23 protein-coding genes and 1 riboswitch are annotated in these 21,292 nt (G+C 52.0%); of the genes, 2 read left to right on the forward strand and 21 right to left on the reverse strand.

Features of this window, described 5'->3' with window-relative positions:
- Positions 1 to 8: 8 nt before the first annotated feature.
- The 13 genes from cbiB to recA form a co-directional block, all read right to left on the reverse strand.
- Positions 9 to 962 carry an adenosylcobinamide-phosphate synthase CbiB gene (gene cbiB, locus BR83_RS0100295; protein ID WP_027355394.1) on the reverse strand — a complete coding sequence of 318 codons (954 nt, stop codon included), beginning with the start codon at positions 960 to 962 and terminating at the stop codon, positions 9 to 11.
- A 60-nt stretch (positions 963 to 1,022) separates the two neighbouring features.
- Positions 1,023 to 2,594, reverse strand: a complete 1,572-nt coding sequence (locus BR83_RS0100300) for a cobyric acid synthase (protein WP_027355395.1) — start codon at positions 2,592 to 2,594, stop codon at positions 1,023 to 1,025.
- A 7-nt stretch (positions 2,595 to 2,601) separates the two neighbouring features.
- Positions 2,602 to 3,171 carry a bifunctional adenosylcobinamide kinase/adenosylcobinamide-phosphate guanylyltransferase gene (gene cobU, locus BR83_RS0100305; protein WP_027355396.1) on the reverse strand — a complete coding sequence of 190 codons (570 nt, stop codon included), beginning with the start codon at positions 3,169 to 3,171 and terminating at the stop codon, positions 2,602 to 2,604.
- 103 nt (positions 3,172 to 3,274) lie between these two features.
- Positions 3,275 to 3,447: riboswitch (cobalamin riboswitch) on the reverse strand.
- A gap of 94 nt (positions 3,448 to 3,541) precedes the next feature.
- Positions 3,542 to 3,964 (reverse strand): DUF3842 family protein, encoded by a 423-nt coding sequence (locus BR83_RS0100310; protein ID WP_027355397.1) that lies wholly within the window; start codon positions 3,962 to 3,964, stop codon positions 3,542 to 3,544.
- 55 nt (positions 3,965 to 4,019) lie between these two features.
- A complete protein-coding gene (locus BR83_RS0100315; RefSeq protein ID WP_027355398.1) occupies positions 4,020 to 4,283 on the reverse strand; it encodes a hypothetical protein in 264 nt (87 codons plus the stop codon).
- A 68-nt stretch (positions 4,284 to 4,351) separates the two neighbouring features.
- Entirely contained in the window at positions 4,352 to 5,518 is a 1,167-nt protein-coding gene (locus BR83_RS0100320) for an LL-diaminopimelate aminotransferase (RefSeq protein WP_027355399.1), read from the reverse strand.
- A gap of 54 nt (positions 5,519 to 5,572) precedes the next feature.
- Positions 5,573 to 6,412, reverse strand: a complete 840-nt coding sequence (locus BR83_RS0100325; RefSeq protein ID WP_034634156.1) for a PHP domain-containing protein — start codon at positions 6,410 to 6,412, stop codon at positions 5,573 to 5,575.
- Positions 6,412 to 7,419 (reverse strand): dipeptidase, encoded by a 1,008-nt coding sequence (locus BR83_RS0100330; RefSeq protein WP_027355401.1) that lies wholly within the window; start codon positions 7,417 to 7,419, stop codon positions 6,412 to 6,414. The genes BR83_RS0100325 and BR83_RS0100330 overlap by 1 nt, the downstream gene beginning before the upstream one ends.
- Before the next feature lie 115 nt (positions 7,420 to 7,534).
- On the reverse strand, positions 7,535 to 7,795 hold the full coding sequence (locus BR83_RS0100335) for a stage V sporulation protein S (RefSeq protein WP_013823423.1): 261 nt from the start codon (positions 7,793 to 7,795) through the stop codon (positions 7,535 to 7,537).
- A 136-nt stretch (positions 7,796 to 7,931) separates the two neighbouring features.
- Positions 7,932 to 8,711 (reverse strand): TIGR00282 family metallophosphoesterase, encoded by a 780-nt coding sequence (locus BR83_RS0100340; RefSeq protein WP_027355402.1) that lies wholly within the window; start codon positions 8,709 to 8,711, stop codon positions 7,932 to 7,934.
- A 17-nt stretch (positions 8,712 to 8,728) separates the two neighbouring features.
- Entirely contained in the window at positions 8,729 to 9,238 is a 510-nt protein-coding gene (locus BR83_RS0100345; protein WP_027355403.1) for a hypothetical protein, read from the reverse strand.
- 134 nt (positions 9,239 to 9,372) lie between these two features.
- Complete coding sequence (rny, locus tag BR83_RS0100350) at positions 9,373 to 10,914, reverse strand: ribonuclease Y (protein ID WP_027355404.1); 1,542 nt, start codon at positions 10,912 to 10,914, stop codon at positions 9,373 to 9,375.
- Between the two features lie 409 nt (positions 10,915 to 11,323).
- Positions 11,324 to 12,364 (reverse strand): recombinase RecA, encoded by a 1,041-nt coding sequence (recA, locus tag BR83_RS0100355; RefSeq protein WP_027355405.1) that lies wholly within the window; start codon positions 12,362 to 12,364, stop codon positions 11,324 to 11,326.
- 115 nt (positions 12,365 to 12,479) lie between these two features.
- Between recA and BR83_RS0100360 the strand changes: the two genes are divergently transcribed.
- Both BR83_RS0100360 and BR83_RS0100365 read left to right on the forward strand, forming a co-directional pair.
- Positions 12,480 to 13,169 (forward strand): AzlC family ABC transporter permease, encoded by a 690-nt coding sequence (locus BR83_RS0100360; protein WP_027355406.1) that lies wholly within the window; start codon positions 12,480 to 12,482, stop codon positions 13,167 to 13,169.
- Positions 13,148 to 13,468: an AzlD domain-containing protein gene (locus BR83_RS0100365; RefSeq protein WP_027355407.1), complete on the forward strand. Its 321-nt coding sequence runs from the start codon at positions 13,148 to 13,150 to the stop codon at positions 13,466 to 13,468. Before BR83_RS0100360 ends, BR83_RS0100365 begins: the two co-directional genes overlap by 22 nt.
- Here BR83_RS0100365 and BR83_RS0100370 read toward each other — a convergent pair.
- From BR83_RS0100370 to mnmH, 8 genes are all read right to left on the reverse strand, one after another.
- A complete protein-coding gene (locus BR83_RS0100370; RefSeq protein WP_027355408.1) occupies positions 13,452 to 14,705 on the reverse strand; it encodes a competence/damage-inducible protein A in 1,254 nt (417 codons plus the stop codon). The genes BR83_RS0100365 and BR83_RS0100370 overlap by 17 nt on opposite strands.
- 125 nt (positions 14,706 to 14,830) lie before the next feature.
- The gene (locus BR83_RS0100380; protein ID WP_027355409.1) at positions 14,831 to 16,309 is read right to left on the reverse strand and encodes an AAA family ATPase; all 1,479 of its coding nucleotides are present in this window, start codon (positions 16,307 to 16,309) and stop codon (positions 14,831 to 14,833) included.
- A gap of 132 nt (positions 16,310 to 16,441) precedes the next feature.
- The gene (locus BR83_RS0100385) at positions 16,442 to 16,987 is read right to left on the reverse strand and encodes a hypothetical protein (RefSeq protein WP_027355410.1); all 546 of its coding nucleotides are present in this window, start codon (positions 16,985 to 16,987) and stop codon (positions 16,442 to 16,444) included.
- A gap of 56 nt (positions 16,988 to 17,043) precedes the next feature.
- Entirely contained in the window at positions 17,044 to 17,589 is a 546-nt protein-coding gene (gene pgsA, locus BR83_RS0100390; RefSeq protein WP_027355411.1) for a CDP-diacylglycerol--glycerol-3-phosphate 3-phosphatidyltransferase, read from the reverse strand.
- Positions 17,586 to 18,911 carry a 30S ribosomal protein S12 methylthiotransferase RimO gene (gene rimO, locus BR83_RS0100395; protein ID WP_027355412.1) on the reverse strand — a complete coding sequence of 442 codons (1,326 nt, stop codon included), beginning with the start codon at positions 18,909 to 18,911 and terminating at the stop codon, positions 17,586 to 17,588. Before rimO ends, pgsA begins: the two co-directional genes overlap by 4 nt.
- A gap of 97 nt (positions 18,912 to 19,008) precedes the next feature.
- Positions 19,009 to 19,332, reverse strand: coding sequence for a hypothetical protein (locus tag BR83_RS0100400; RefSeq protein WP_027355413.1), 324 nt, complete (start codon positions 19,330 to 19,332; stop codon positions 19,009 to 19,011).
- A gap of 12 nt (positions 19,333 to 19,344) precedes the next feature.
- A complete protein-coding gene (locus BR83_RS0100405) occupies positions 19,345 to 20,118 on the reverse strand; it encodes a helix-turn-helix domain-containing protein (protein ID WP_027355414.1) in 774 nt (257 codons plus the stop codon).
- The gene (gene mnmH / locus BR83_RS0100410; RefSeq protein WP_027355415.1) at positions 20,054 to 21,184 is read right to left on the reverse strand and encodes a tRNA 2-selenouridine(34) synthase MnmH; all 1,131 of its coding nucleotides are present in this window, start codon (positions 21,182 to 21,184) and stop codon (positions 20,054 to 20,056) included. Before mnmH ends, BR83_RS0100405 begins: the two co-directional genes overlap by 65 nt.
- Positions 21,185 to 21,292 lie beyond the last annotated feature (108 nt).

Here is a 21,292-nt window from a genome sequence, read left to right on the forward strand (position 1 = left end):
CCACCCCCTCAAAAAAGAGAACCCGAAATCATTTTTACCGCCGTACCACTTATTACGGCCAGGGCAGCGGTGAGGTACAGCATGTCGATAGCCTGGCGTATATGGTCCGTAACCGGCGGCTGGCCGGGTTGATTCAAATAAGCCCGGAAGGAGGCCTGTCCCCCATAATAGTTCAGCCCGCCGAGACGAACCCCCAGGGCACCAGCCATGGCCGCCTCGGGAATCCCGCTGTTGGGGCTGGGATGATACCGGGCATCACTTTTAATCACCCGCCACGCGCTACCAGCCCGGCGACCGGTAAGCCAGGCTGCTGCTACCAGCAACAACCCCGTCCAGCGCGCAGGCAAAAAATTAGCTATATCATCCAGGCGGGCCGAAGCCCAGCCCAGATCCCTGTATTTCTCGTTTCTGTACCCCACCATGGAATCAAGAGTATTCACCGCCCGGTAGGCCATGGCCAGGGGAGCCCCGCCAATAAGAGCGTAAAAAAGGGGGGATACAAAACCATCAACAATGTTTTCTGCCACCGTTTCTACCGTAGCCCTGGTAATTCCCCGTCCATCCAGCGCCCGGGTATCCCTGCCGACAATAAGGCTTACCTTTCGGCGAGCCAGTTCGAGGTCACCCCGGGACAGCGGGATGAGAACATCCCGGGCAGCCCCGGCCAAACCCCTGACGGCAAAGGTGGTGGCAATAAGCCATATTTCTACTCCCAGGGCCAGCCACGGGTGTACAAGTTCAGCCAGGCGAATCAGGAAATTGGTAACCAGATAACTTAACCCCACCACTGTGGCTGCCAGGAAGACCCCAGCCAACCGGAGGGCGGAGGGATTCCTGGCAACAAGGCGAAAAAATTTTTCCAGGGCGGCAATTAATTTGCCGATGTAAATAACCGGGTGGGGAAACCAGGGGGGATCCCCTACCAGCAAGTCCAAAACATAGGCTGCAATTACCACCGACATACCCTCCGGCCCGGTTTATCCAGGCCTACCTCCCCCTTCTATAATCTGTGGGAGACTGCTTTACACTGCTCCAGCCAGGGCTCTTCCTTTTTTGGGTCCCGGCAAACCGAGGAGACGGTAAATCCTGCCCATATCCAGACTTCCCCTTACAACAGCGGCCAGCCGGTCATAATCCCGTTCCCGCTGTTCCAGATGACCAACCCCTCCTTTTTCCAGGGGAGCCAGTCCCTTTTTAACCCTCAGGGCGTTCAAAAGATGCCTGCGAAAAACGTCGTTGTCAAACAGGCCGTGGATATAGGTGCCCCAAACCAGACCTTCCTTATCCTGCGCCCCGTCCGGACAATCTACCATTTCTCCCGACCGCCGGAATATGCGGAAGGCCGGTACGGCATCGCTCCCCAGCACGGTACGCCCCATATGGATCTCGTAACCCACTAACCTTTGACCCCGGGAATCCGCCAAAAGAGGCCCGCCGCCGGCCACTGTCGCCTCTACCTGGGTTGTTACCTTTTCCGGCTCAAAAGTGGTGCTAATATCCAGCAACCCCAACCCTTCTATTCTGGGAATGCTGGACTCGGTTTGATAGGGATCGGCCAGTTCTTTGCCCAGCATCTGGAATCCACCGCAAATACCAATTACCGGCACTCCCTCCCGGGCCAGACGGCAAATTTCACCGGCCAGGCCCCAGCGTCTTATGGTAACGAGATCTTCAATGGTATTTTTACTTCCGGGAATTATGATTAAATCGGGCCGTCCCAGGGAACTTCCCCTGCCAATATAGCGCAAGTTCACATCCGGTTCATTTTCCAGGGGATCGAAATCGGTAAAATTAGAAATATGGGGCAGGTGGATAACAGCAATATCTATATCCCTCCGGGTAGAAGACCGGCTTTTACGCAGACTTTCCTCGGATACCGTATCTTCCTCCTGCACCCGAAAGCCTTCAAAATAGGGAACCACCCCTATCACCGGTACACCCGTCTTTGCTTCCAGAAAATCAACCGCCGGCTGGAATAGCTTTAAATCACCGCGAAATTTATTAATAATAATCCCGGCTACCCGCTGCCGGTCCTCTTCCGGAAGCAATTCCAGGGTACCAACCACAGCCGCCAGGGCGCCTCCCTTATCTATATCGGTAGCCAGCAGTACAGGAGCTTCAGCCATCCGGGCCACGCGCATGTTTACAATTTCCGTTGCTTGAAGGTTAACTTCAGCCGGGCTCCCGGCGCCCTCTATGGCCACAATTTCGTAACGCCGGCGCAAACGGTCCAGCGCCTGGCAGATAACGTCCCACGCTTTTTGAGCGTAGTTATTGTGATACTCCCGGGCGGAAAGATTTCCCACCGGCCGGCCCAGTACAATTACCTGAGAGGACGCCTGCCCCGTAGGCTTAAGTAAAATAGGATTCATGTCCACATGGGGCTCAATCCCGGCAGCCTCGGCCTGCACTACCTGAGCCCGGCCCATTTCACCTCCGTCCCGGGTTACAAAAGAGTTCAAGGCCATGTTCTGGGATTTAAAAGGGGCCACACGATAACCGTCCTGATAGAAGATGCGGCACAGGGCAGCCACCAGAACACTTTTACCCACGTGGGACGCGGTTCCCTGTACCATAATTGTCCTGGCCTGCATACGTAGATTACCTCCTTCCTTTAAACACGCGGGACTTGATCTCCACGGGTAAACCGGCCACCACCAGATACACTTCTTCTGCCTCCCGGGCCAGGAGCTGATTTACCCGCCCCGCCAGATCGCGAAATGTCCGGCCCAGAGCATTGTCCGGGACAAGGCCCAGCCCGACCTCATTGGCCACCATTATCACCCTGGCCGGGGAAGCCACCGCCGTCCTGGCCAGCTGGCGGGCTTCTTCTAAAATATAGCTCTCCCTGTCATCCAGCGCACCACCAGAGCAGGGCAGGTTTTCATCCAGCAGAAGATTGGTCAACCACATGGTAACGCAATCAATTAAAAAGGCATCTGCATCGTTTTCATACTGCCTGATTACTTTTTCCAGGCAGCGGGTTTCTTCTACGGTAACCCAGCTGGCAGGGCGGCGGAGCCGGTGAATGTGAATCCGCCGGGCCATTTCCTCATCAAGGGCAGACGCAGTAGCTACATAAACAACCCTTGAACCACAAGAAGCAGCCAGCTCTTCGGCAAAACTGCTTTTGCCACTTCTGGCACCACCAATTACAAATACCAGAGCCATATCCACACCCCTCAAAATAAAAACCCCAGCCTTTGAAAGACCGGGGAAACTTGTGCCAGGCCAGTCCCTAACCCTGAAAGCCATTGCCCCTTTCTCGCGAAGGGGCCAACAGCACCCGCAGGCAGGTATCCTGGCTCCCGGATCATTGCCTGCCCTGCGCCTTCCCTGGCGGTGGCATTGCAGGGCTACTCCCCGGTTACAGTGGCGGAGACCGCTCAGGTTTTTCACCTGATTCCCTATTCTCCCCTACGGGGCACCTGCAGGTTAAAAACTTTTTTAAATTTTTCCTTACTTGCTTTATTCGACAGAGTAACTTCAAAATCCTTTTACATCCTGATAATTCCTGTTAAATTTCTGTTACCACCAGCATCTAATGCCTGTCTTCCCCCAGGTATTCTTTCACCCGCTGAACCAGTTCTTCAATCAAATGGGGAAGAGGCTCAGCCCGCAGGCCCACCAGCTCTACGGAACCGCGGACCAGGGGTAACAGGATTTTTTTGGCCGGGCTCGCGGCAATGGCCGTGGCCATGGACGGTGTCAGCTCCCCCATCATGGCATGGGGGAAAAGAATACTCACCGGGCCTACGATCAGATCTACCCGGGGTGCATTGAAAATTACTGCATTCTCTCCAGTGGCCCCCTCGTTGGCACCGGCGCGAAGCATCATTGAAGTAGCCAGAGCATTGGTACCCAGCGCCAGGATCTCCACGTCTTCAGGCAGCTCCCGGCGCAGCCTCTCCATAATATGCTTTCCAATGCCACCCCCCTGCCCGTCCACCACAGCAATACGCATGTTCTTCGCTCCCATATCCAAAATTAAAATTTAATACAGGCATTTGTTTCATAAATCAGCTCCCGGGATGACGGGACATATAATCTTTTAATCTCGACTCCAGTTCGAGAATCTGGATATTTTTTCGCAATAAAGATCGCGCATACCGGTAATTGGCCCGGTGCAGGCGCTTATTCTCTCTTTCCAGCCGGGCCAGGAAGGCGGACTTTTCCCTTTCCATCCGCTCAATTAAATTCATCAAGACCCGGCGGCTTAAGCGGAGCTGCTCCACCTTTTCTTCTAATTCCTGGATTCTCCTTTGCATTTCAAGCACATCCATTGATCCACCACCCCAGGCAGCAGGTCTGATTTTAGTATATGCTACCCCTGGTGGCAATAGACGAAAGGCTACCGGAAAGTAAATGCGCTACCAATACGCTCCACAGCCTCAGCCAGCACTTCCTCCTCCTGGACCAGCGCCATCCGTACATATCCTTCTCCTCTGGAACCAAAAGCCAGCCCCGGAATAACCAGCACCCCTGCACGCTCCAGCAATTCCAGCGCAAACTGCCGTGAAGACGTATAACCGCCGGGCAGGGGAGCCCAGACAAACATGGAAGCATTGGGTTTGGGCATATGCCAGCCATACCGGGCCAGCCCGTCCACCAGTACGTCTCGCCGACGCTGGTAAGTACGGGCTGTCTCTTCTACACAATCCTGGGGACCTTCAAGGGCTGCTATGCCTGCTTCCTGGACCACCCTGAACACACCATAATCTATATTGGACTTAAGGCGAGACAGGGCTGCCAGCACATCCCGGTTTCCCACGGCAAAACCTATGCGGCAACCGGCCATATTATAGGTTTTGGAAAGAGAATAAAACTCCACACCAACTTCCTTTGCACCGGGTACTTCTAAAAAACTCATGGGCTTAAAGCCATCATAAGCCAGCTCGGCATAAGCAATGTCGTGACATACCAGAATGTCGTACCGGCGAGCAAATTCAACTACCCGTTCAAAAAAATTACGGTTGGCCGAAACGGCTACAGGGTTATTGGGGTAGTTAAGCCACATCAGCCTGGCCTTTACAGCCACTTCTTCGGGTATGGAGGCCAGGTCCGGAAGGAAATCATTTTCAGCCAAAAGGGGCATGGGATATATTTCCCCACCCGCCAGAAGAATACTGCACGCATAAATAGGATAGCCTGGATCGGGAACCAGGGCTATATCCCCGGGATCTATATAAGCCAGGGCAATATGAGCCAGGCCGTCCTGAGAACCCATCAGCACCAGCACCTCATGATCCGGATCCAGTTCCACCCCAAAACGCCTTTGATACCAGCGGGCCACCGCCCGGTAGAGAGCCGGCAGGCCCTCCAGCGGATAACGATAGTTAGCCGGATTATCAATTGCCCGGTGCAGGGCGGCAATAATATGGGGGGCCGGGGGGCGGTCCGGGCTGCCTACACCTAGATTAATCACCTTTATTCCCCGGGCCTCCACCTGCTTCTTATAATGTTCCATCTCGTTGAAAATAGCCGACTCCAAACTTTTAATGCGCTGAGCTATTTGCATTTCCCCACCCCGTTACATAAAAATGTTTTTCAAAAAGCAATTCCTGGCCTTTGGCTAAATATTTGCCGGGCCCGTCTGCTGCCCGGCCAGTTCCTTTAATGACCATATTACTTCATCAGGAACAGTGGATGCCCCCAGGCAGCCGTGTTCACGGTGACCTGAACCGTGGTAATCAGAGCCTCCGGTGGCCACCAGGTGGTAGCGACGGCAGAGCTTTTCATAGTACCATACCATCTCCTGGGAATGGGCAGGATAATAGACTTCCAGACCCTGGAGGCCATGCTCAACCAGGCGGGGGATAAGATAATCACAGCGGGTCAGCCCCGGATGGGCCAGCACGGCTACTCCGCCCGCCCGGTGAAGCAAGTTTATTGCTTCCCGTGGAGCCAGTTTATACCTGGGTACGTAAGCCACCCTGTCTTTACCAATATATTTTTCAAATGCTTCCCCTATCGTAGCTACAGCCCCTATCTGAACCAGCGCCCGGGCTACATGGGGACGCCCTACAGCCCCTTCACCGGCCAGCTCCAGAACCTGTTCCAGCTCTACCGGAATTCCCAGCCTGCGCAGCCGCTCCACCATCTTTACCACGCGCTCTAACCGCGTCTGACGGAAAAAAGCCAGCTTTTCCAGCAACTCGGGATGATCAAGCTGAAAAAGGTAGCCCAGGATATGCAGCTCATGGCCATTTTCTTCGGTACTGAACTCCACTCCCGGAAGTACACAAATCGACAGTTTTCTACCCGCTTCCAGAGCAGGAGGAATTCCATCCACGGTATCATGATCCGTAATGGCCAGGGCAGACAGCCCCGCCCTGTACGCATCCTCTACTACCTTCTCAGGAACGTCGGTACCGTCAGAAGCGCTGGTGTGTACGTGCAGGTCACAGGGCATCATTTCACCTCATTCGACATTGCCGGGGATTGTTCCTGCCTGCCGGGCAGAACCTGGTGCAGCACCCGCAAGAAGTTTCCACCCAGGATAGCAGAAATTTCTTCGGCCCGGTACCCCCGCTGGTATAAAGCTTCGGTTAAAAGAGGGAGGCAGGATACATCCTTCAATTCCGGAATAGCCTCCTCAATACCATCAAAATCCGAGCCTATTCCCACGCAACCTATACCACCCACCTGTACCATATGATCGAGATGATCCAGCAGCTTGCTCAAAGACGGCTGCGTGGGATGAACAAATGGAGGGTAAAAACACAACCCTATGACCCCCCCTTGAGCGGCCAGGGCCCGGATTTGCTCATCGCTCAAGTTGCGGCGGTGATCGCAGATATATCTGCTGTTGGCGTGGGTGGCAACCACCGGCCGGCTTGATACCTCCAGCACATCCCAGAAACCGGCTTCAGAGAGATGGGAGACATCCACCAGCATTCCCAACCGGTTCATTTCCCGGACCACTTCCCGGCCGAAACGCGTCAGCCCCCCTCTGGTACCCTCTTCGGCCACCCCGTCAGCCAGCTCGTTGCGCCCGTTCCAGGTAAGGGTGATGCTCCTCACCCCCAGGCGGTATAAAATGCGCAGCACCTCAAGACTGCCACCCAAAGCCTCTCCCCCTTCAATGGTTAAAAGAACGCCCACCTTACCTGCTGCTCGGGCGGCAGCAATATCCTCATAACAGGTAACCATCATCAATTCTTCCCCATTAGCTTCCAGTTCACTATAAAAACGGTCGATAAGGATCATTGCCCTGGCCACGGCCCGCTCCCGGTAAGCCGGGGCAATGAAGGCAGCCATGAACAGGAGATCAATTCCTCCCCGGCGCAGGCGTTCTAGGTCCACGTGCCCGCCCTTTCCTGCCTCATTTAACCGCCGGTTCTGCACCTCCATTGCTGTAAGCACGTCACAATGAGCATCTACCACCACGCTCTGGTGGTGTAAAGATAACCAGTCCATCGACCACTTTCACTCCTATGGAAAACTTATATTTTTTCTCCGCTCAAACTAAAAAACCTGTTTATTCATTCCATAGAATAAACAGGCCGCCTGCAAAAAAATTTTGTTTTAGTCTCTATCTTGGTTCAACTATTAACTTTATAGCCGTTCTCTCTTCACCATCAATTATAATATCCGTGAAGGCAGGTATGCAGATCAGATCCATTCCATGGGGTGCAACGAATCCCCGCGCAATGGCTACTGCTTTTACGGCCTGGTTAAGGGCACCGGCACCAATGGCCTGTATTTCCGCGCAGCCACGCTCACGGAGAACTCCGGCCAGAGCTCCAGCGACAGAATTGGGGTTGGATTTTGCTGAAACTTTTAATACTTCCATCCTTTTAAAGACCTCCTTCTTCTCTGAAAATATTTTCCGGCAACTGCTACAGTTATAAGTTATATATTCGCTAAGGTCAAAAAAATTCCTTTTTTACGTTGCACCCTTTCGCGATCTTTTTTTATCACTTGTTTGATTATTCATAATTTTGAATCCGCTTTATCTGCCGCGCCTCGCCGGTCTCATCGTCAATATCAATAACCACAGCGTTAAACTGGTATGGACCGGAGGCCACTTCAAACCGGCGGGGTAATTGAGTAAGAAATTTGCTCAGGACCAGTTCCTTTTTGACACCTATTACTGAATCCCGGGGACCGGTCATGCCCACGTCGGTAATATAAGCTGTACCGCCGGGTAAAATACGTTCATCGGCCGTCTGGACGTGGGTATGGGTGCCGCAAACTGCCGATACCCGCCCGGCCAGATACCAGCCCAGGGCCATTTTTTCCGAAGTTGCTTCAGCATGAAAATCCACCAGGATTACCTTTTGGGAATCACCCAGCTGTTCCAGCAGCTGATCTGCCACGCGGAAAGGGCAATCAAGCTCCGGCATAAAGACTCTCCCGGCCAGGTTTAAAACAACAATTTCAACGCCACCCCTTGTTTCAAACACACCAAGGCCAACTCCCGGTACCCCGGGCGGGTAATTGGCCGGGCGTAAAATTCTTTTTTCCCGTTCAATAAGCTCAAAAATTTCCTTATGATCCCACACGTGATTACCCATGGTAATAACATCAATACCGCTGGCCAGAAGTTCTCTGGCCACTTCCCGGGTAATACCGTTGCCCCCGGCAGCATTTTCACCATTGGCCACAACAAAATCTATATCCAGCTCCCGTTGTAAACCGGGCAGGTTTTCCTTTAAAGCCCGCCTGCCGGGGCGCCCTACAATATCACCAATAAAAAGCAAACGCACTGGAATTTTCCCCCTGCCTACTTGTTAAAAACCAGAACACGGCCGCCTTCACGAAAAGCGAAAAGCGGCTTGTCTTCGGCAGTTACGCGCATACTGTCGAGCATATGTTCAATAATTTCCTCCTGGATCAACAGATCTTCTTCAAAGAAGGAATCATTGGCTTCGGCAACCAGGTTGTCATCGAGAAGCTGGCGCAAAAGCTGTACAATCAGAGCTATTTCTTCCTGAACCAGCGTTTCCACGTCGCGCTGAACCTCAATCATGGTCAGGTGGTCACAGATTTGATGACTAATATGGCTAATGCGGGTTTGTTTTCCTTCCAGCATGCTGAAAACCTCTATACTGTCGAGCAGTCGTTTCTTTATATCTGTCAACTCCCTGCGGTTGAGAACGCGGGATACAATGAAATTAAACTTCAAAACCTGCCTGCCGGGGTCAAAATTAATGGTAGCCACTTCGGGATAACGTACCAGTATGGAAATTAACAACCCCACGCTATCCGTAACGTCTTCCCTACCTGTAACCAAAGAAGTCACCTTCCTTTTTCCCTCATACCAAGCAATACGTTTTAATTCGGTTTCAGCGGTTAAGTTCCTGCTTTTCTTTCGAGTTAGTCCCAAAAAATTTTATTCCATAAAAGGAAAAACCCCTGACGGGGTTATTACTTGGCATACTCCACCACCCGGGTTTCCCGGATTATAGTCACCTTAATCTGACCTGGATAGTCCAGTTCCTTCTCAATTTTCCTGGCTATCTCCCGGCTCAGGCGGATGGCTCCCAGATCGTCAACTTTATCCGGTTTTACCATAATCCTGATCTCCCGCCCGGCCTGGATGGCATAACACTTTTCCACACCTTCAAAGGAGCCAGCTATTTCCTCCAGTTTTTGTAACCTTTTAATATAAGCCTCCAGGGTTTCCCGCCTGGCCCCCGGGCGGGCTGCAGATATGGCATCAGCCGCCTGCACCAGCACCGCCGTAATGGACTGTGCTTCCTGATCCCCATGGTGGGCAGCAATAGCGTTAATCACTTCGGGGTGTTCACGATACTTTTTCGCCAGCTCCACACCAATAGAGACATGGGGACCCTCTACCTCGTGGTCCACTGCTTTACCGATATCATGCAGTAAACCAGCCCGCTTGGCAATCTGCGGATCAACACCCAGTTCAGCAGCCATCAATCCGGCCAGATGGGCAACCTCTATAGAGTGCTTGAGGACATTTTGCCCATAACTGGTGCGGAATTTTAAACGACCCAGAAGGGTAATCAGTTCAGGATGCAAGCCATGCACCCCGGTTTCGAAGGTGGCCTGCTCTCCCGCCTCACGGATTTGAGCTTCCACCTCCTTACGGGCTTTTTCCACCATTTCTTCAATGCGAGCAGGATGAATGCGCCCATCCATGATGAGTTTTTCCAGGGCGATCCGGGCAATCTCCCGCCGGATAGGATCGAATCCAGATAAAATTACCGCTTCAGGAGTATCATCAATTATCAGGTCGATCCCGGTGAGAGTCTCAAAAGCGCGGATATTACGCCCTTCCCGGCCAATAATGCGCCCTTTCATTTCATCGCTGGGCAGGGGAATAACCGCCACTGTAGTTTCAGTGACGTGATCTGCAGCGCAGCGTTGTATGGCCAGGGAAATTATCTCCCGGGCGCGTCTTTCCGCTTCCTCCCGGGCTTTATTTTCTACATCCTTAATCATCAGGGCGGCCTCGTGCTGCACTTCCTTCTCAATGCCAGCAAGAAGCTGCTGGCGTGCTTCTTCCGAGGTAAGCCCGGAGATCCGTTCAAGTTCGCTAACCTGTTGTTGATAAATTTCATTCAGGCGCGACCTCAAACTCTCAATTTCCGCTTCCTTGCGATTGAGAGCTTCTTCCTTGCGTTCGATGGATTCGATTTTGCGGTCGAGGGTTTCCTCCTTCTGCAACAGCCGCCGTTCCAGGCGTTGCAATTCGGAACGACGCTCTTTATTTTCCCTCTCCATTTCGTTCCGTAACCGCAACACCTCTTCTTTAGCCTCAAGGATAGCTTCCCGCTTTTTGGCCTCAGCAGCCTTTTCCGCTTCTTCTATTATTTTCTTTGCTTCAGCTTCAGCCGAAGCAAGCCTGGCCTCAATTAGATACCTGCGGACAAAATATCCTGCGGCAAAAGCAACCAGTGCCGTGCCTGTAACAACCAGGAGCACTGTTATAGTCTGCAATTAATCTCACCTCCTTAACCCATCTTTTACAGCCAGTACGGCTTCAGATCATTTACCTGTTGTAATTGAAACAGGCGTACAAAAAAAAGACCGAGTCAACCTCGGTAGAAAAAGAATCGGTACTACCTTCTTCTTCGGTTACGGGCAGAAAAAGAGCCCCCCTCCCCCATTGCAGAGGACAATTCAGGATTATATCCCTTCCTGGAGAAGGTTGTATCTATTTCAAGCCCGCACCAGTAGTAACCAATTCTATTTTCTCCCAACGTTAATTCTATATTTTTTATTAAAGAATGTCAAGGTTGACCCTGCTCACTGGTAACGGGCAGTATGACCGGTTACCCAATATGCACGGCAAAATAGATTGTCCGAAGGGATGGGTAAAATCATCCGCCATGAAGCATAACCCGCTTTAAATACTTTCCTCCCCCGTTCTGGGGTCCTCGGCCGAAGGCATTTTTATACCGCCAATCTGCAACTGCTGGCGAATTTTCTGTTCAATTTCATGAGCAACCTCTGGATGCTCGCGCAAATACTCCTTTACATTTTCCCGACCCTGTCCCAACCGCTCTTCACCATAAGAGTACCAGGTACCACTCTTGCTGATAATTTTCATTTCCGTGGCCAGATCCAGGAGCGTCCCCTCCCGGGAAATCCCCATCCCGTACATGATATCAAAATCCGCCTGTTTAAAGGGCGGAGCCAGCTTATTTTTGACCACTTTTACCCTGGTGCGGCATCCGATAATTTCTGACCCCTGCTTCAAAGCCTCCAGCTTACGCACTTCCAGGCGCACCGAGGCATAAAACTTCAACGCCCTGCCGCCGGGCGTGGTCTCGGGGTTACCAAACATCACTCCCACTTTTTCCCGCAGCTGGTTAATAAAAATAGCCGTAGTACGGGATTTACTGATAGCACCGGTCAGCTTGCGCAGAGCCTGGGACATCAAACGGGCCTGCAATCCCACCTGAAGTTCGCCCATTTCCCCTTCTATTTCCGCCTTTGGCACCAGGGCTGCCACCGAATCGATAACCACCACGTCAATGGCACCGCTCCGTACCAGCGCCTCACAGATTTCCAGGGCCTGTTCACCGGTATCAGGCTGGGATACCAGCAGGTTATCAATATCTACCCCCAGGTTCCTGGCATAAACCGGATCCAGGGCGTGTTCCGCGTCAATAAAAGCAGCTATTCCACCGGCCTTTTGAGCCTCCGCAATAATATGCAGCGCCACAGTGGTTTTACCTGAAGATTCCGGACCAAAGATTTCCACCACCCTGCCCCGGGGTACTCCACCCACCCCCAGAGCAATATCCAGGGACAGGGCACCCGTAGGGATAACTTCCACGCTAAGCCTGGCAGTTTCCCCCAGCCTCATAATAGCCCCTTTGCCAAAATTTTGCTCAATTTTACTGAGAGTTGCTTCCAGGACCTTTAATTTCTCACTAGACATAAATGCACCACCCTTATTAAATAAAGTAATAACACGGGACCTGCCCGGAGACCCTGGTCAAAACCGGGCAGATGAATTATTATTATAAAGGTGAGAAAGGAGAACAGGCAGATAAATGAACAAAAATCATTTTTTCCTGGGAGCCAGAGATGCCCTGCCCATTGTACTGGGTTACTTCCCCCTGGCCATGACCTTTGGAGTACTGGCCCGTTCCAGCAATCTCTCCCTGGACCAGATAGTGGCCATGTCATTGATGATTTACTCCGGCTCGGCCCAGTTTATTGCTGTGAGTATGCTGGGCAGCGGTGCTACCCCGCCCGGCATCATAGCCACAATTTTACTGGTTAATTCCCGGCTGATCCTCCTGAGTGCCTCCCTGGCACCCTATCTTCCCCGTATGGCAGCCCCTGTCCTTTCATTCCTCGCCCACGGACTTACTGACGAGACATACGCTGTAGCAGTAAGCCGGACAGGCGAACCCCCACCCACCAGGTGGTACCTGAGCGGGCTGTTCATCACCTCTCACCTGGCCTGGGTAGGCGGCAGTGCGCTGGGCGGATTTATGGGTGCCCTGCTCGGTGATACCTCCAGGTGGGGGTTCGATTTTGCCCTTACGGCTATGTTTATTTGCCTTTTAATCATGCAATTAAAAAATAATATTACCATTGCGGTAGCCTGCCTGGCCGGGCTGATTTCGATTACTGCCGCCACCATGCTCGGTAGAGGCTGGAATATCATACTGGCTACCGTTCTTGCTGCTACCATAGGAGTGCTGATGGAAAAATGGAACAAACCGTCTGGATAATCATCCTGGTTATAGCTGCCGCAAATTACCTGTTTCGCGTAACCCCGCTTTTACTTCTCAGCCGGTTCCGGATTCCCCCATCCTGGATCAGGTGGCTGGGTTATGTGCCGGTAGCTGTTCTGGCGGCCCTGGTTGCTCCGGAAATATTTCTCAAGGGAGATATACTGGTACTCACGCCGGAGAATAAAAATTTAATAGCTGCCATTCCTGCTTTTGGAGTGGCCGTTAAAACCAGAAGTTTACTTTTTACTCTGCTGGCGGGTGTAGCCTCAATGGCCCTTCTCAATTCCCTGCCTTAAGCTGCTCCAGTAAATGCAGGCGGATCATGTTCAGGGCAGCGTTAGCTGCACCCTGCCTTACTGCCTGGCGATGGCCGGGGAAATGAAATTCCTGACAGGTAGTTCCTTCTGCGGTAGCCAGAGCAATATATGTCAGGCCCACTGGTTTCACCGGTGTGCTTCCGCCAGGCCCGGCAATACCGGTAATGGATAAACCCAAATGCGTGCCCATAAGGTTTCTTACTCCTTCAGCCATGGCAATGGCTGTTGGCCGGCTAACAGCTCCGTGGGTTTCAAGAACCCCGGCCGGAACTCCCAGAACCTTTTCTTTAACCCGGTTATCGTAAGCTACAACGCTGCCCCAAAAATAGGCAGAACTACCCGGTATGGAGGTTAAACGCGCGGCTACCAATCCTCCGGTACAGGATTCTGCCAGGGCACAGGTCAGGCCCTTTTTAACCAGTAATTTACCCACCACTTCTTCCAGAACCTCGTCATCCATTCCAAAAACGTAGTCGGCCAACCGTTGCCGTACTTTCTCCAGCAATTCATCGATCATCCGGTCAGCAACGGCAACACTGGGAGCTTGAGCACTGATTCGCACATGAACCTCACCCGGCTTGGCCAGGTATGCTATTCCGGGGTTACCCTGCCCTCCCAGGTTACCTATACGTTCCTGAACTTCTGATTCCGAAATACCGGTTATCTTGAGCAACCTGGTACGGGTAACCATACCCCTGTTCCCCAGCGAAATCAGGTAGGGAACAACGGAAGCTTCAAAAATGGCCTTTAATTCCCGCGGCGGACCAGGGAGAAGGATTATTATCCTGCCCTGATATTCCAGCAGGGCACCCGGGGCAGTTCCCGCAGGATTGGGTAAAACCCTGGCTCCTGCGGGGAAATAGGCTTGCCGCGCCATACTTTCGGATAGAGAAGACCCCCGCCGGTCCACAAATTCCCGCAGCAGCTGAAGAGTTTGCCCGTCAGGTAGCATGGGCAAACCCAGTACACGGGCAACAATATCCTTGGTCAGGTCATCGCTGGTGGGACCCAGGCCGCCGGTAATAACAATTAAATCCGCCCTCCGCAGGGCAATCTCAAAAGCTTCTGCCAGCCGGTCCCAATTATCACCCACAGTAGTATGTAAAATGACCTCAATCCCAAGGGCTGCCATTTGCTGGCTCAAGTACTGGGCGTGGGTATTTAAAACCTCTCCCAGAAGCAATTCGGTTCCGGTAAAAATTAATTCGGCCTGCATTTGATCATTACCTCACTCTTCTCCCTTCCTGCCTGCCCCTTCCATATTGTTTTCGCCAGGATCTCTTTAAAACCTGCCGGGGCCTGAAAAATGTAATACAGGGAGGTCAAGAAGACCTCCCCCCGTTATGCAGCCGGCAGGTCAATCAAGCTACGGAATTCCTCGCCGGTAATCTTTTCCTTTTCCAGGAGCAACTGGGAAACCCGTTCCAGTACATCCCGCCTTTCGCTCAGGTAAGAACGTACACGTTCCTCCTGTTCCCGCAGGATTTCCGTAAGTACACGGTACCTCAATCCACCGGGAAGATTGTCCACATCCACTACGCCCAGGCGGGACATACCGTTCCTGATAATCTGTTCCGCCACCCTGGTAGCTTCTCGAAAATCGTTACCGGCACCTGTACTGCGATTGCCAAGAATTATTTCTTCCGCCACCGCTCCGGCCAGCATAATGGCAATCTGATTCTCCAGGTAATCCCTGGTATACAGGTAAGTATCATCCTCGGGAATCTGGCGCATGTAACCCAGCGCCTGCCCCCGGGGAGTTATGGTCAGGGTGGAGACGGAACCGCTTCTAATCAGCTCGCTAACCAGGGCGTGACCAGTTTCATGAATAGCTACCCGCCTTAATTCGGCCGGAGCAGGTCTGCGATCCAACCGGTCGCCCATCATCACCTTATCCACCGCTTCATGGAAATGCCGCTGGTGGATGGCCTCACATCCCTCGCGCATAGCCAGGATAGCTGCCTCATTGGCCAGGCTCTCCAGGTGAGCGCCGCTAAAGCCAAAGGTCTCCTTGGCCAGTTCCTCCAGAGAAACATCCTCTGCCAGGGGTTTATTTTTGGTATGCAACTTGAGTATCTCCAGTCTCCCCTGCTTATCCGGCAGTTCCACCCTTACCTGGCGGTCAAAGCGGCCGGGCCTCAACAGCGCAGGGTCCAGCATATCCACCCTGTTGGTAGCCGCCACCACCAGTACCTGTACCTTATCATCCACCTTCAGGCCATCCATTTCTACCAGCAACTGGTTAAGAGTTTGATCATATTCATGGTGGCTGGTAGTTTGCCCGCGCCTTGCTCCGAGGATATCTATTTCATCTATGAAGATCAAAGCATGCTTTTTGCCCTGTCTTAAAGCGCTTTCCCGGGCTGTTTGAAACAGGCGTCTTACCCGCTGTGCACCTACCCCTGCATACATTTCAATGAATTCCGAGCCGCTGCAGGCTACAAAAGCAGCATCTGTATAGCTGGCTGCAGCCCTGGCCAGCAGGGTTTTCCCCGTACCGGGCGGCCCTGTTAATAAGATACCCTTCAATGGCCTGATGCCCAGCTTCTGTATATACTGATAGTTTTTTATAAAATCAAGGGCCTCGCGCAACTCCTGAATGGCAGCCGCCTGGCCACCGATATCAGCAAAGGATACCTCCTGCCGGGAAACCACCTGTTCACCTGCAAAATTACGGGCCAGCAGGCCGCGGGAACGGGCTATATAATATAAACCTGCCGAGGCTACAGCCAAAAAGATCAGGGGAGTTACGTCATAACCATTTATAAGCAGGAAAAGGATACCGGCCAGCACCAAACCCAGGCCAATTTCCTTCAACATGAGCTACCTTCCCTTCAAACCAGCTGATTTACCGGCAAGTCATTTGTCCAGAACATTAATTATTATATCATACACAGGCTAAAGACCGTTCAGGGAATCTATACCATATACACATGGTGACGGGACCGGCCTCTACCGGTAGGAATCAGCCGTTTCCGGGTTCAAATTAACCCTCCGGGGTACCACCGCATAAAGATGATGTTCCCCGTGCTTCATATGCACATAAATGTTTTCATCATCAAGGGAAATATTGGCCTGTGCCCCTACCGATGCCGCGCGTTCCTCAATATAACGTACCATTTCCCGGTAATTACCCCGTACTTGAGCCTCATACAGGGCAAACTGGCTGTAATAATAGGCATTGTTCAATTCCTGATCACGATTATCTCTTATTTCTAAAGTATAAGGATGGCGCCCCAAAACATCCTCAATGGATTTTTTCAATTTGCGGTAAGTTTCACCCAGGTCAGCCGTACCTTTAAGCTGCACGGTAATATTAAATAGCCCATCCCGCTTTTCTATAGAAAAACTCTGGATCGCTTCTTCCGCTCTTAAAACCCTGGACAGGGGTTCTTGATAATTGTAATGGTTATAAAGCCACTGAACAGCAAAGAAAAAGGAAAGACCAACCACCAATGCTGCCAGGATAACTGGAACACGCCAACCGTACCACTGCATATACCCGATTCCCTTCAATCTTATATTTCAAATAAACAGCAGTTAAAACCACTTTCTTAAAAGCCGCCTTTTTTCAAGATACTCCAGCCCCGGTTTAGATAATCCAGCCCCGACCAGATGGTAAAAATAATGGCTACCCACATGGCCAGGTTACCAGGAGTAAATCGCATTACGCTGAAAGGAGTATCCTGCAAAAGGAGGCTAACAATGGCGATAATCTGGGTAATGGTTTTAAGTTTACCCGGAATACTGGCTCCAAGAACGACCCCTTCGGCGGCCATCAAGGAACGCAAACCGGTAATGGCAAATTCCCGCCCGATTATAATCATAGCCACCCAACCGGGCAGGCGATGCAGTTCAACCAGTGAAATCAGAGCACTGGAAATTAAAAGTTTATCTGCCAGGGGGTCCATTAACATGCCCAACCGGGTAACGAGATGGCATTTCCTGGCAATATAGCCGTCAAGTCCATCGGTGCTTGCGGCTAAAATAAAGACGGCGGCAGCAAGATAATCACCATAGGGCACCTGAAGAGAAACCACCGTTACAAAAAGGGGAATTAAAAAAATCCTGGCCAGAGTTAAACGGTTGGGCAAATTCATGGAAGCTCCCCCATCAGGTCGTACTCACGGGCCAGGGTTATCTTAACCGGTACAAAATCGCCCGGTCTGGGAGAAATCCTGCCGGCAGTAAAATAAACCTGGCCGTCAATCCCGGGAGCGTCGGCTTCAGTACGGCCAGAATAGTAATTGCCCTTTTTACCTTCCACCAGAACTTTCAGCTGGCTGCCCACCAGGGAACGATTGTATTCCAGGGATATTTGTTGCTGCAAAGCCATGGCCCTGTGGAAACGCTCCTCTTTAACATTTTCCGGCACCTGGCAGTCCATACTGGCAGCCGGGGTACCCTCTTCGGCACAAAATTTAAATACTCCCACCCTTTCAAACCGCATTTCCCGCATAAAGTCGAGCAGCTGTTGAAAATCCTCCTCTTTTTCCCCCGGAAAACCAACCATAAATGTAGTGCGCAGGATCAATCCGGGAATATCCCGGCGCAACCTGTGGAGCAAGGCTCGTAACCCGGCAGTGTCATTACTGCGGCCCATGCGGGCGAGAACCGGGGGACTGGCATGCTGTAGAGGCAAATCGAGATAGCGGCATATTTTCTCACATGACGCAAAAACATCAACAAGTTCATCGTTAATCCCGTCGGGATGGCCATAAAGAACGCGGATCCAGTGAATTCCGGGTATCCTGTTTAATGAACGCAAAAGACGGGCCAGCATCCTTCTCCCGTAAAGGTCAAGACCATAAAAAGTGGTATCCTGGGCTACCAGGATTACCTCTTTAACCCCTTTCGCGGCCAGGTCTTCGACCTCCTGCTGGATGGATTCCAGGGGACGGCTGCGGTATGGACCGCGAATAGAAGGAATGGCACAGTAAGTACAGCGGTTACTGCAACCCTCGGCAATTTTTACATAAGCCGTATATTTCCCCGTGGTCCGGATGCGGGGTAGATCTGCGCCATATTCAAAACGCGGCTCTCCTACGTTCAAAACCCGCTCTCCAGCCAGGGCCCGCTGGATCGTTCCCACTACCTGGCTAACCATCCCGGCACCCAAAATAGCATCTATTTCGGGTATTTCCTTCATCAAATCCCCGGGGTAACGCTGGGCCAGGCAACCGGTTACCAGAAGTACCCGGCAACGTCCTTCTTTTTTATACCTGGCCAGATCCAGGATTTGATCAATGGATTCTTCCTTGGCGGGAGTAATAAAGCCACAGGTATTGACAATCAGGACATCGGCTTCCCGGGGGTTGGGGGTGATGATAAACCCGGCAGCATCCAGTTGTCCCAGCATTAGCTCCGTATCTACAAGATTTTTGGCACAACCCAGGCTAACCACACCAACACGATAGGACATTTCTTTCTCACCAGCCCACGATAAGTATAACTTAAAAAAAACGGCCCTGTCAAAAAAAGGTGCGGCCCGCCAAGGGCCGCCCGGAGGAAAACCGGGATTATTCGCCCAGCAAGTTGGCCATCCCTTCATGAATATGGGAACTGATCTGAATAATGATCCTTTGTAGAGAAGAATAATCTTTAAGAACGTAACCTTCGCCCCACCGGGTCAACAGGTACTGAACGAAAGCAAGGTACCCCTTGACGGATGCTACCCGAAAGAGCTCACGGGAAACATTGTTGCCTGGCTGCCCCAAACAATATTGACCGGGGCGGTGGGTAATGGTAAAATTACCCAGTTCCTGTCCTTCCTGATGCCACGAAAGAATGCCATCAAAAAGGCCAACCTCCCGGCCACAGGAGTCACAGATGAAAAACCCCATTCCGAGCCCTCCTTATTCCAGGGTGGCAGCGGAAAATTCCCGGCTTACCACCTGCCCACGTTTACCCAGCACTCCCAGGTCCCGGCCGTTAACCTTTACATTGACCACGCCGGCATTACCCAGTTTAATCCAGATACGTTCCCGGCCCTGAAATGATTTGGACTGGCTGGCGGCTACTTCACCGGTAAACATGGTCCTGCCATCAACCATCACACTCATCCAGCATGTTTCATCGATTACATTGAGCACCAGGTGAACTCCTTCCGACGACTTATCTTCCGGACGGGGTGCATCCGGCTTATTATTAGCCCGGTCACCGTCCCTGGAAACCCGGTTTTCGGGAACATTTACCTGTTCCCCCTGAAATGCAGCAGGCTGTTTTCCCGCTCGATCATCAGGAGCTGTATGCCCGCTACCCCCTAAAATCCACCAGCCACCCCATAAGAGCAAGAATACCAGAAGCATTCCTGCCATTATATAAACCGCTCTACCGAGAGGTAGACGACGTAGTTTTTCTCCTGTTCCAGGAATCGCCCGTACGACAGGCTCTACCTCTTCTGGCAGCATTTCTTCCAACCGAGCCACCAGGGCCTCGGCATCCAGCCCCAGATACCTGGCATAAGTACGGAGAAAGCCGCGTACATAAACCCTCCCCGGGAGCAGATCAAAGGCCTCTTTCTCCAGGGCCTCCAGATACCTGCGGCGGATCTTCGTTTCTTTTTCAACCTGCTCCAGGGACAGGCCGCGGGCCTGGCGGGCCTCCTGCAGTATTTTCCCCAATTCCATCGAGTTCACCCCCCTTAACCCGCTCATACTCGGGTAAACTCATGATCCATCTCTTAACCCGGCTAACTGCTTCATCCATATCAGCCGTGGGCACACACAAATCATAATCCGGGCTGGGTTCAGCCGGGTATTTATATAAGGGATCATAATGTCTGGTTAAAAGAAAAGAAAAAACCTGGTCAAATTTCTCCCGGGCCAGCAACTGATTTAACTCCGCCACGCGGCGAGCCCCCAGATATTTTTCCAGCGCAGAAGTAGCTTCCTGCAGGGCCGGTACATTTTGCTGAGGCCCACGGGTATATTCCTGGCAAATGCGCCTCACACGGTTTTCCAGCGTATCATAAAGCAATACCCGGTATCCCCTCTCCATTGCCCTCAATATTACTGCCGGAACCAGCAGATTACCCAGGCGACGGCTCTCACATTCCACAATAAATATACCCTTCTTTTCTGCTGCCATAAGGTCCCGGACAATAAAGCCTTCAAACATTTTCTGGCTGGGAGAAGGGGGCAGGCCAATCTTGCCGTAAACTGAACCCCGGTGCCGGGCAAGGCCCTCCAGATCCAGAACAGGCAGGCCTTCCTCCGCCAGGCGACGGAGCAAAGCGGTTTTGCCCACCCCGGTCAGACCATGAATGACCACAGCTTTCAACGGCAGTTCTTCCACTCCCAGATAGGAGTTAACATAACGCCGGTAGGCTTTATATCCCCCCAGGATGCGGTATACAGCAAAGCCCATGGTATCCAGGACAGATGCGGCAAAATGACTGCGCAGCCCTCCCCGCCAGCAAAAGAGAACTACTCTTCTGCCGCAGGCCAGGCGATCAACAGCCTCCACCCAGCGGGCAAGGCGGGGAGAAACCAGTTCCAAACCCAATTTCCGTGCCTGTGCCGGGCCCTCTTTTTTATAAACTGTTCCAACCAGCGCCCGCTCCACATTATCCAGCAGGGGAACATTTACTGCTCCGGGAATGGTTGCTTCGTTGTATTCGCCTTCCGAACGCACATCCAAAATCAGAGCATCATTTAAAGACAGGGCTTCTGTAACATTAATTTCTTTAATCATAATGCCACCTTAAAAAATCGGCTGTATTTTATTGTTCTTTACCTTATTATACCTTAAGATTATACTTTTTACTTTTTTGCTCTTAATGATTGGACCGGTCTAAAATCC

It is taken from the genome of Desulfofundulus thermocisternus DSM 10259 (assembly GCF_000686645.1).
GTDB classification, from domain to species: domain Bacteria; phylum Bacillota; class Desulfotomaculia; order Desulfotomaculales; family Desulfovirgulaceae; genus Desulfofundulus; species Desulfofundulus australicus.

Bases quoted from the DNA above. Each gene is read 5' to 3' on its own strand.
- pgsA (WP_027355411.1), bottom strand. From the start codon at position 17,589: ATGAATTTGCCCAACCGTTTAACTCTGGCCAGGATTTTTTTAATTCCC.
- BR83_RS0100400 (WP_027355413.1), bottom strand. From the start codon at position 19,332: ATGGGGTTTTTCATCTGTGACTCCTGTGGCCGGGAGGTTGGCCTTTTT.
- BR83_RS0100405 (WP_027355414.1), bottom strand. From the start codon at position 20,118: ATGGAATTGGGGAAAATACTGCAGGAGGCCCGCCAGGCCCGCGGCCTG.
- BR83_RS0100360 (WP_027355406.1), top strand. From the start codon at position 12,480: ATGAACAAAAATCATTTTTTCCTGGGAGCCAGAGATGCCCTGCCCATT.
- BR83_RS0100365 (WP_027355407.1), top strand. From the start codon at position 13,148: ATGGAACAAACCGTCTGGATAATCATCCTGGTTATAGCTGCCGCAAAT.
- recA (WP_027355405.1), bottom strand. From the start codon at position 12,364: ATGTCTAGTGAGAAATTAAAGGTCCTGGAAGCAACTCTCAGTAAAATT.
- BR83_RS0100335 (WP_013823423.1), bottom strand. From the start codon at position 7,795: ATGGAAGTATTAAAAGTTTCAGCAAAATCCAACCCCAATTCTGTCGCT.
- BR83_RS0100370 (WP_027355408.1), bottom strand. From the start codon at position 14,705: ATGCAGGCCGAATTAATTTTTACCGGAACCGAATTGCTTCTGGGAGAG.
- BR83_RS0100300 (WP_027355395.1), bottom strand. From the start codon at position 2,594: ATGCAGGCCAGGACAATTATGGTACAGGGAACCGCGTCCCACGTGGGT.
- BR83_RS0100325 (WP_034634156.1), bottom strand. From the start codon at position 6,412: ATGCCCTGTGACCTGCACGTACACACCAGCGCTTCTGACGGTACCGAC.
- BR83_RS0100315 (WP_027355398.1), bottom strand. From the start codon at position 4,283: ATGGATGTGCTTGAAATGCAAAGGAGAATCCAGGAATTAGAAGAAAAG.
- BR83_RS0100310 (WP_027355397.1), bottom strand. From the start codon at position 3,964: ATGCGTATTGCTGTGGTGGACGGGCAGGGGGGTGGCATTGGAAAGCAT.
- cobU (WP_027355396.1), bottom strand. From the start codon at position 3,171: ATGGCTCTGGTATTTGTAATTGGTGGTGCCAGAAGTGGCAAAAGCAGT.
- cbiB (WP_027355394.1), bottom strand. From the start codon at position 962: ATGTCGGTGGTAATTGCAGCCTATGTTTTGGACTTGCTGGTAGGGGAT.
- mnmH (WP_027355415.1), bottom strand. From the start codon at position 21,184: ATGATTAAAGAAATTAATGTTACAGAAGCCCTGTCTTTAAATGATGCT.
- BR83_RS0100380 (WP_027355409.1), bottom strand. From the start codon at position 16,309: ATGTTGAAGGAAATTGGCCTGGGTTTGGTGCTGGCCGGTATCCTTTTC.
- BR83_RS0100330 (WP_027355401.1), bottom strand. From the start codon at position 7,419: ATGGACTGGTTATCTTTACACCACCAGAGCGTGGTGGTAGATGCTCAT.
- BR83_RS0100385 (WP_027355410.1), bottom strand. From the start codon at position 16,987: ATGCAGTGGTACGGTTGGCGTGTTCCAGTTATCCTGGCAGCATTGGTG.
- rimO (WP_027355412.1), bottom strand. From the start codon at position 18,911: ATGTCCTATCGTGTTGGTGTGGTTAGCCTGGGTTGTGCCAAAAATCTT.
- BR83_RS0100320 (WP_027355399.1), bottom strand. From the start codon at position 5,518: ATGCAAATAGCTCAGCGCATTAAAAGTTTGGAGTCGGCTATTTTCAAC.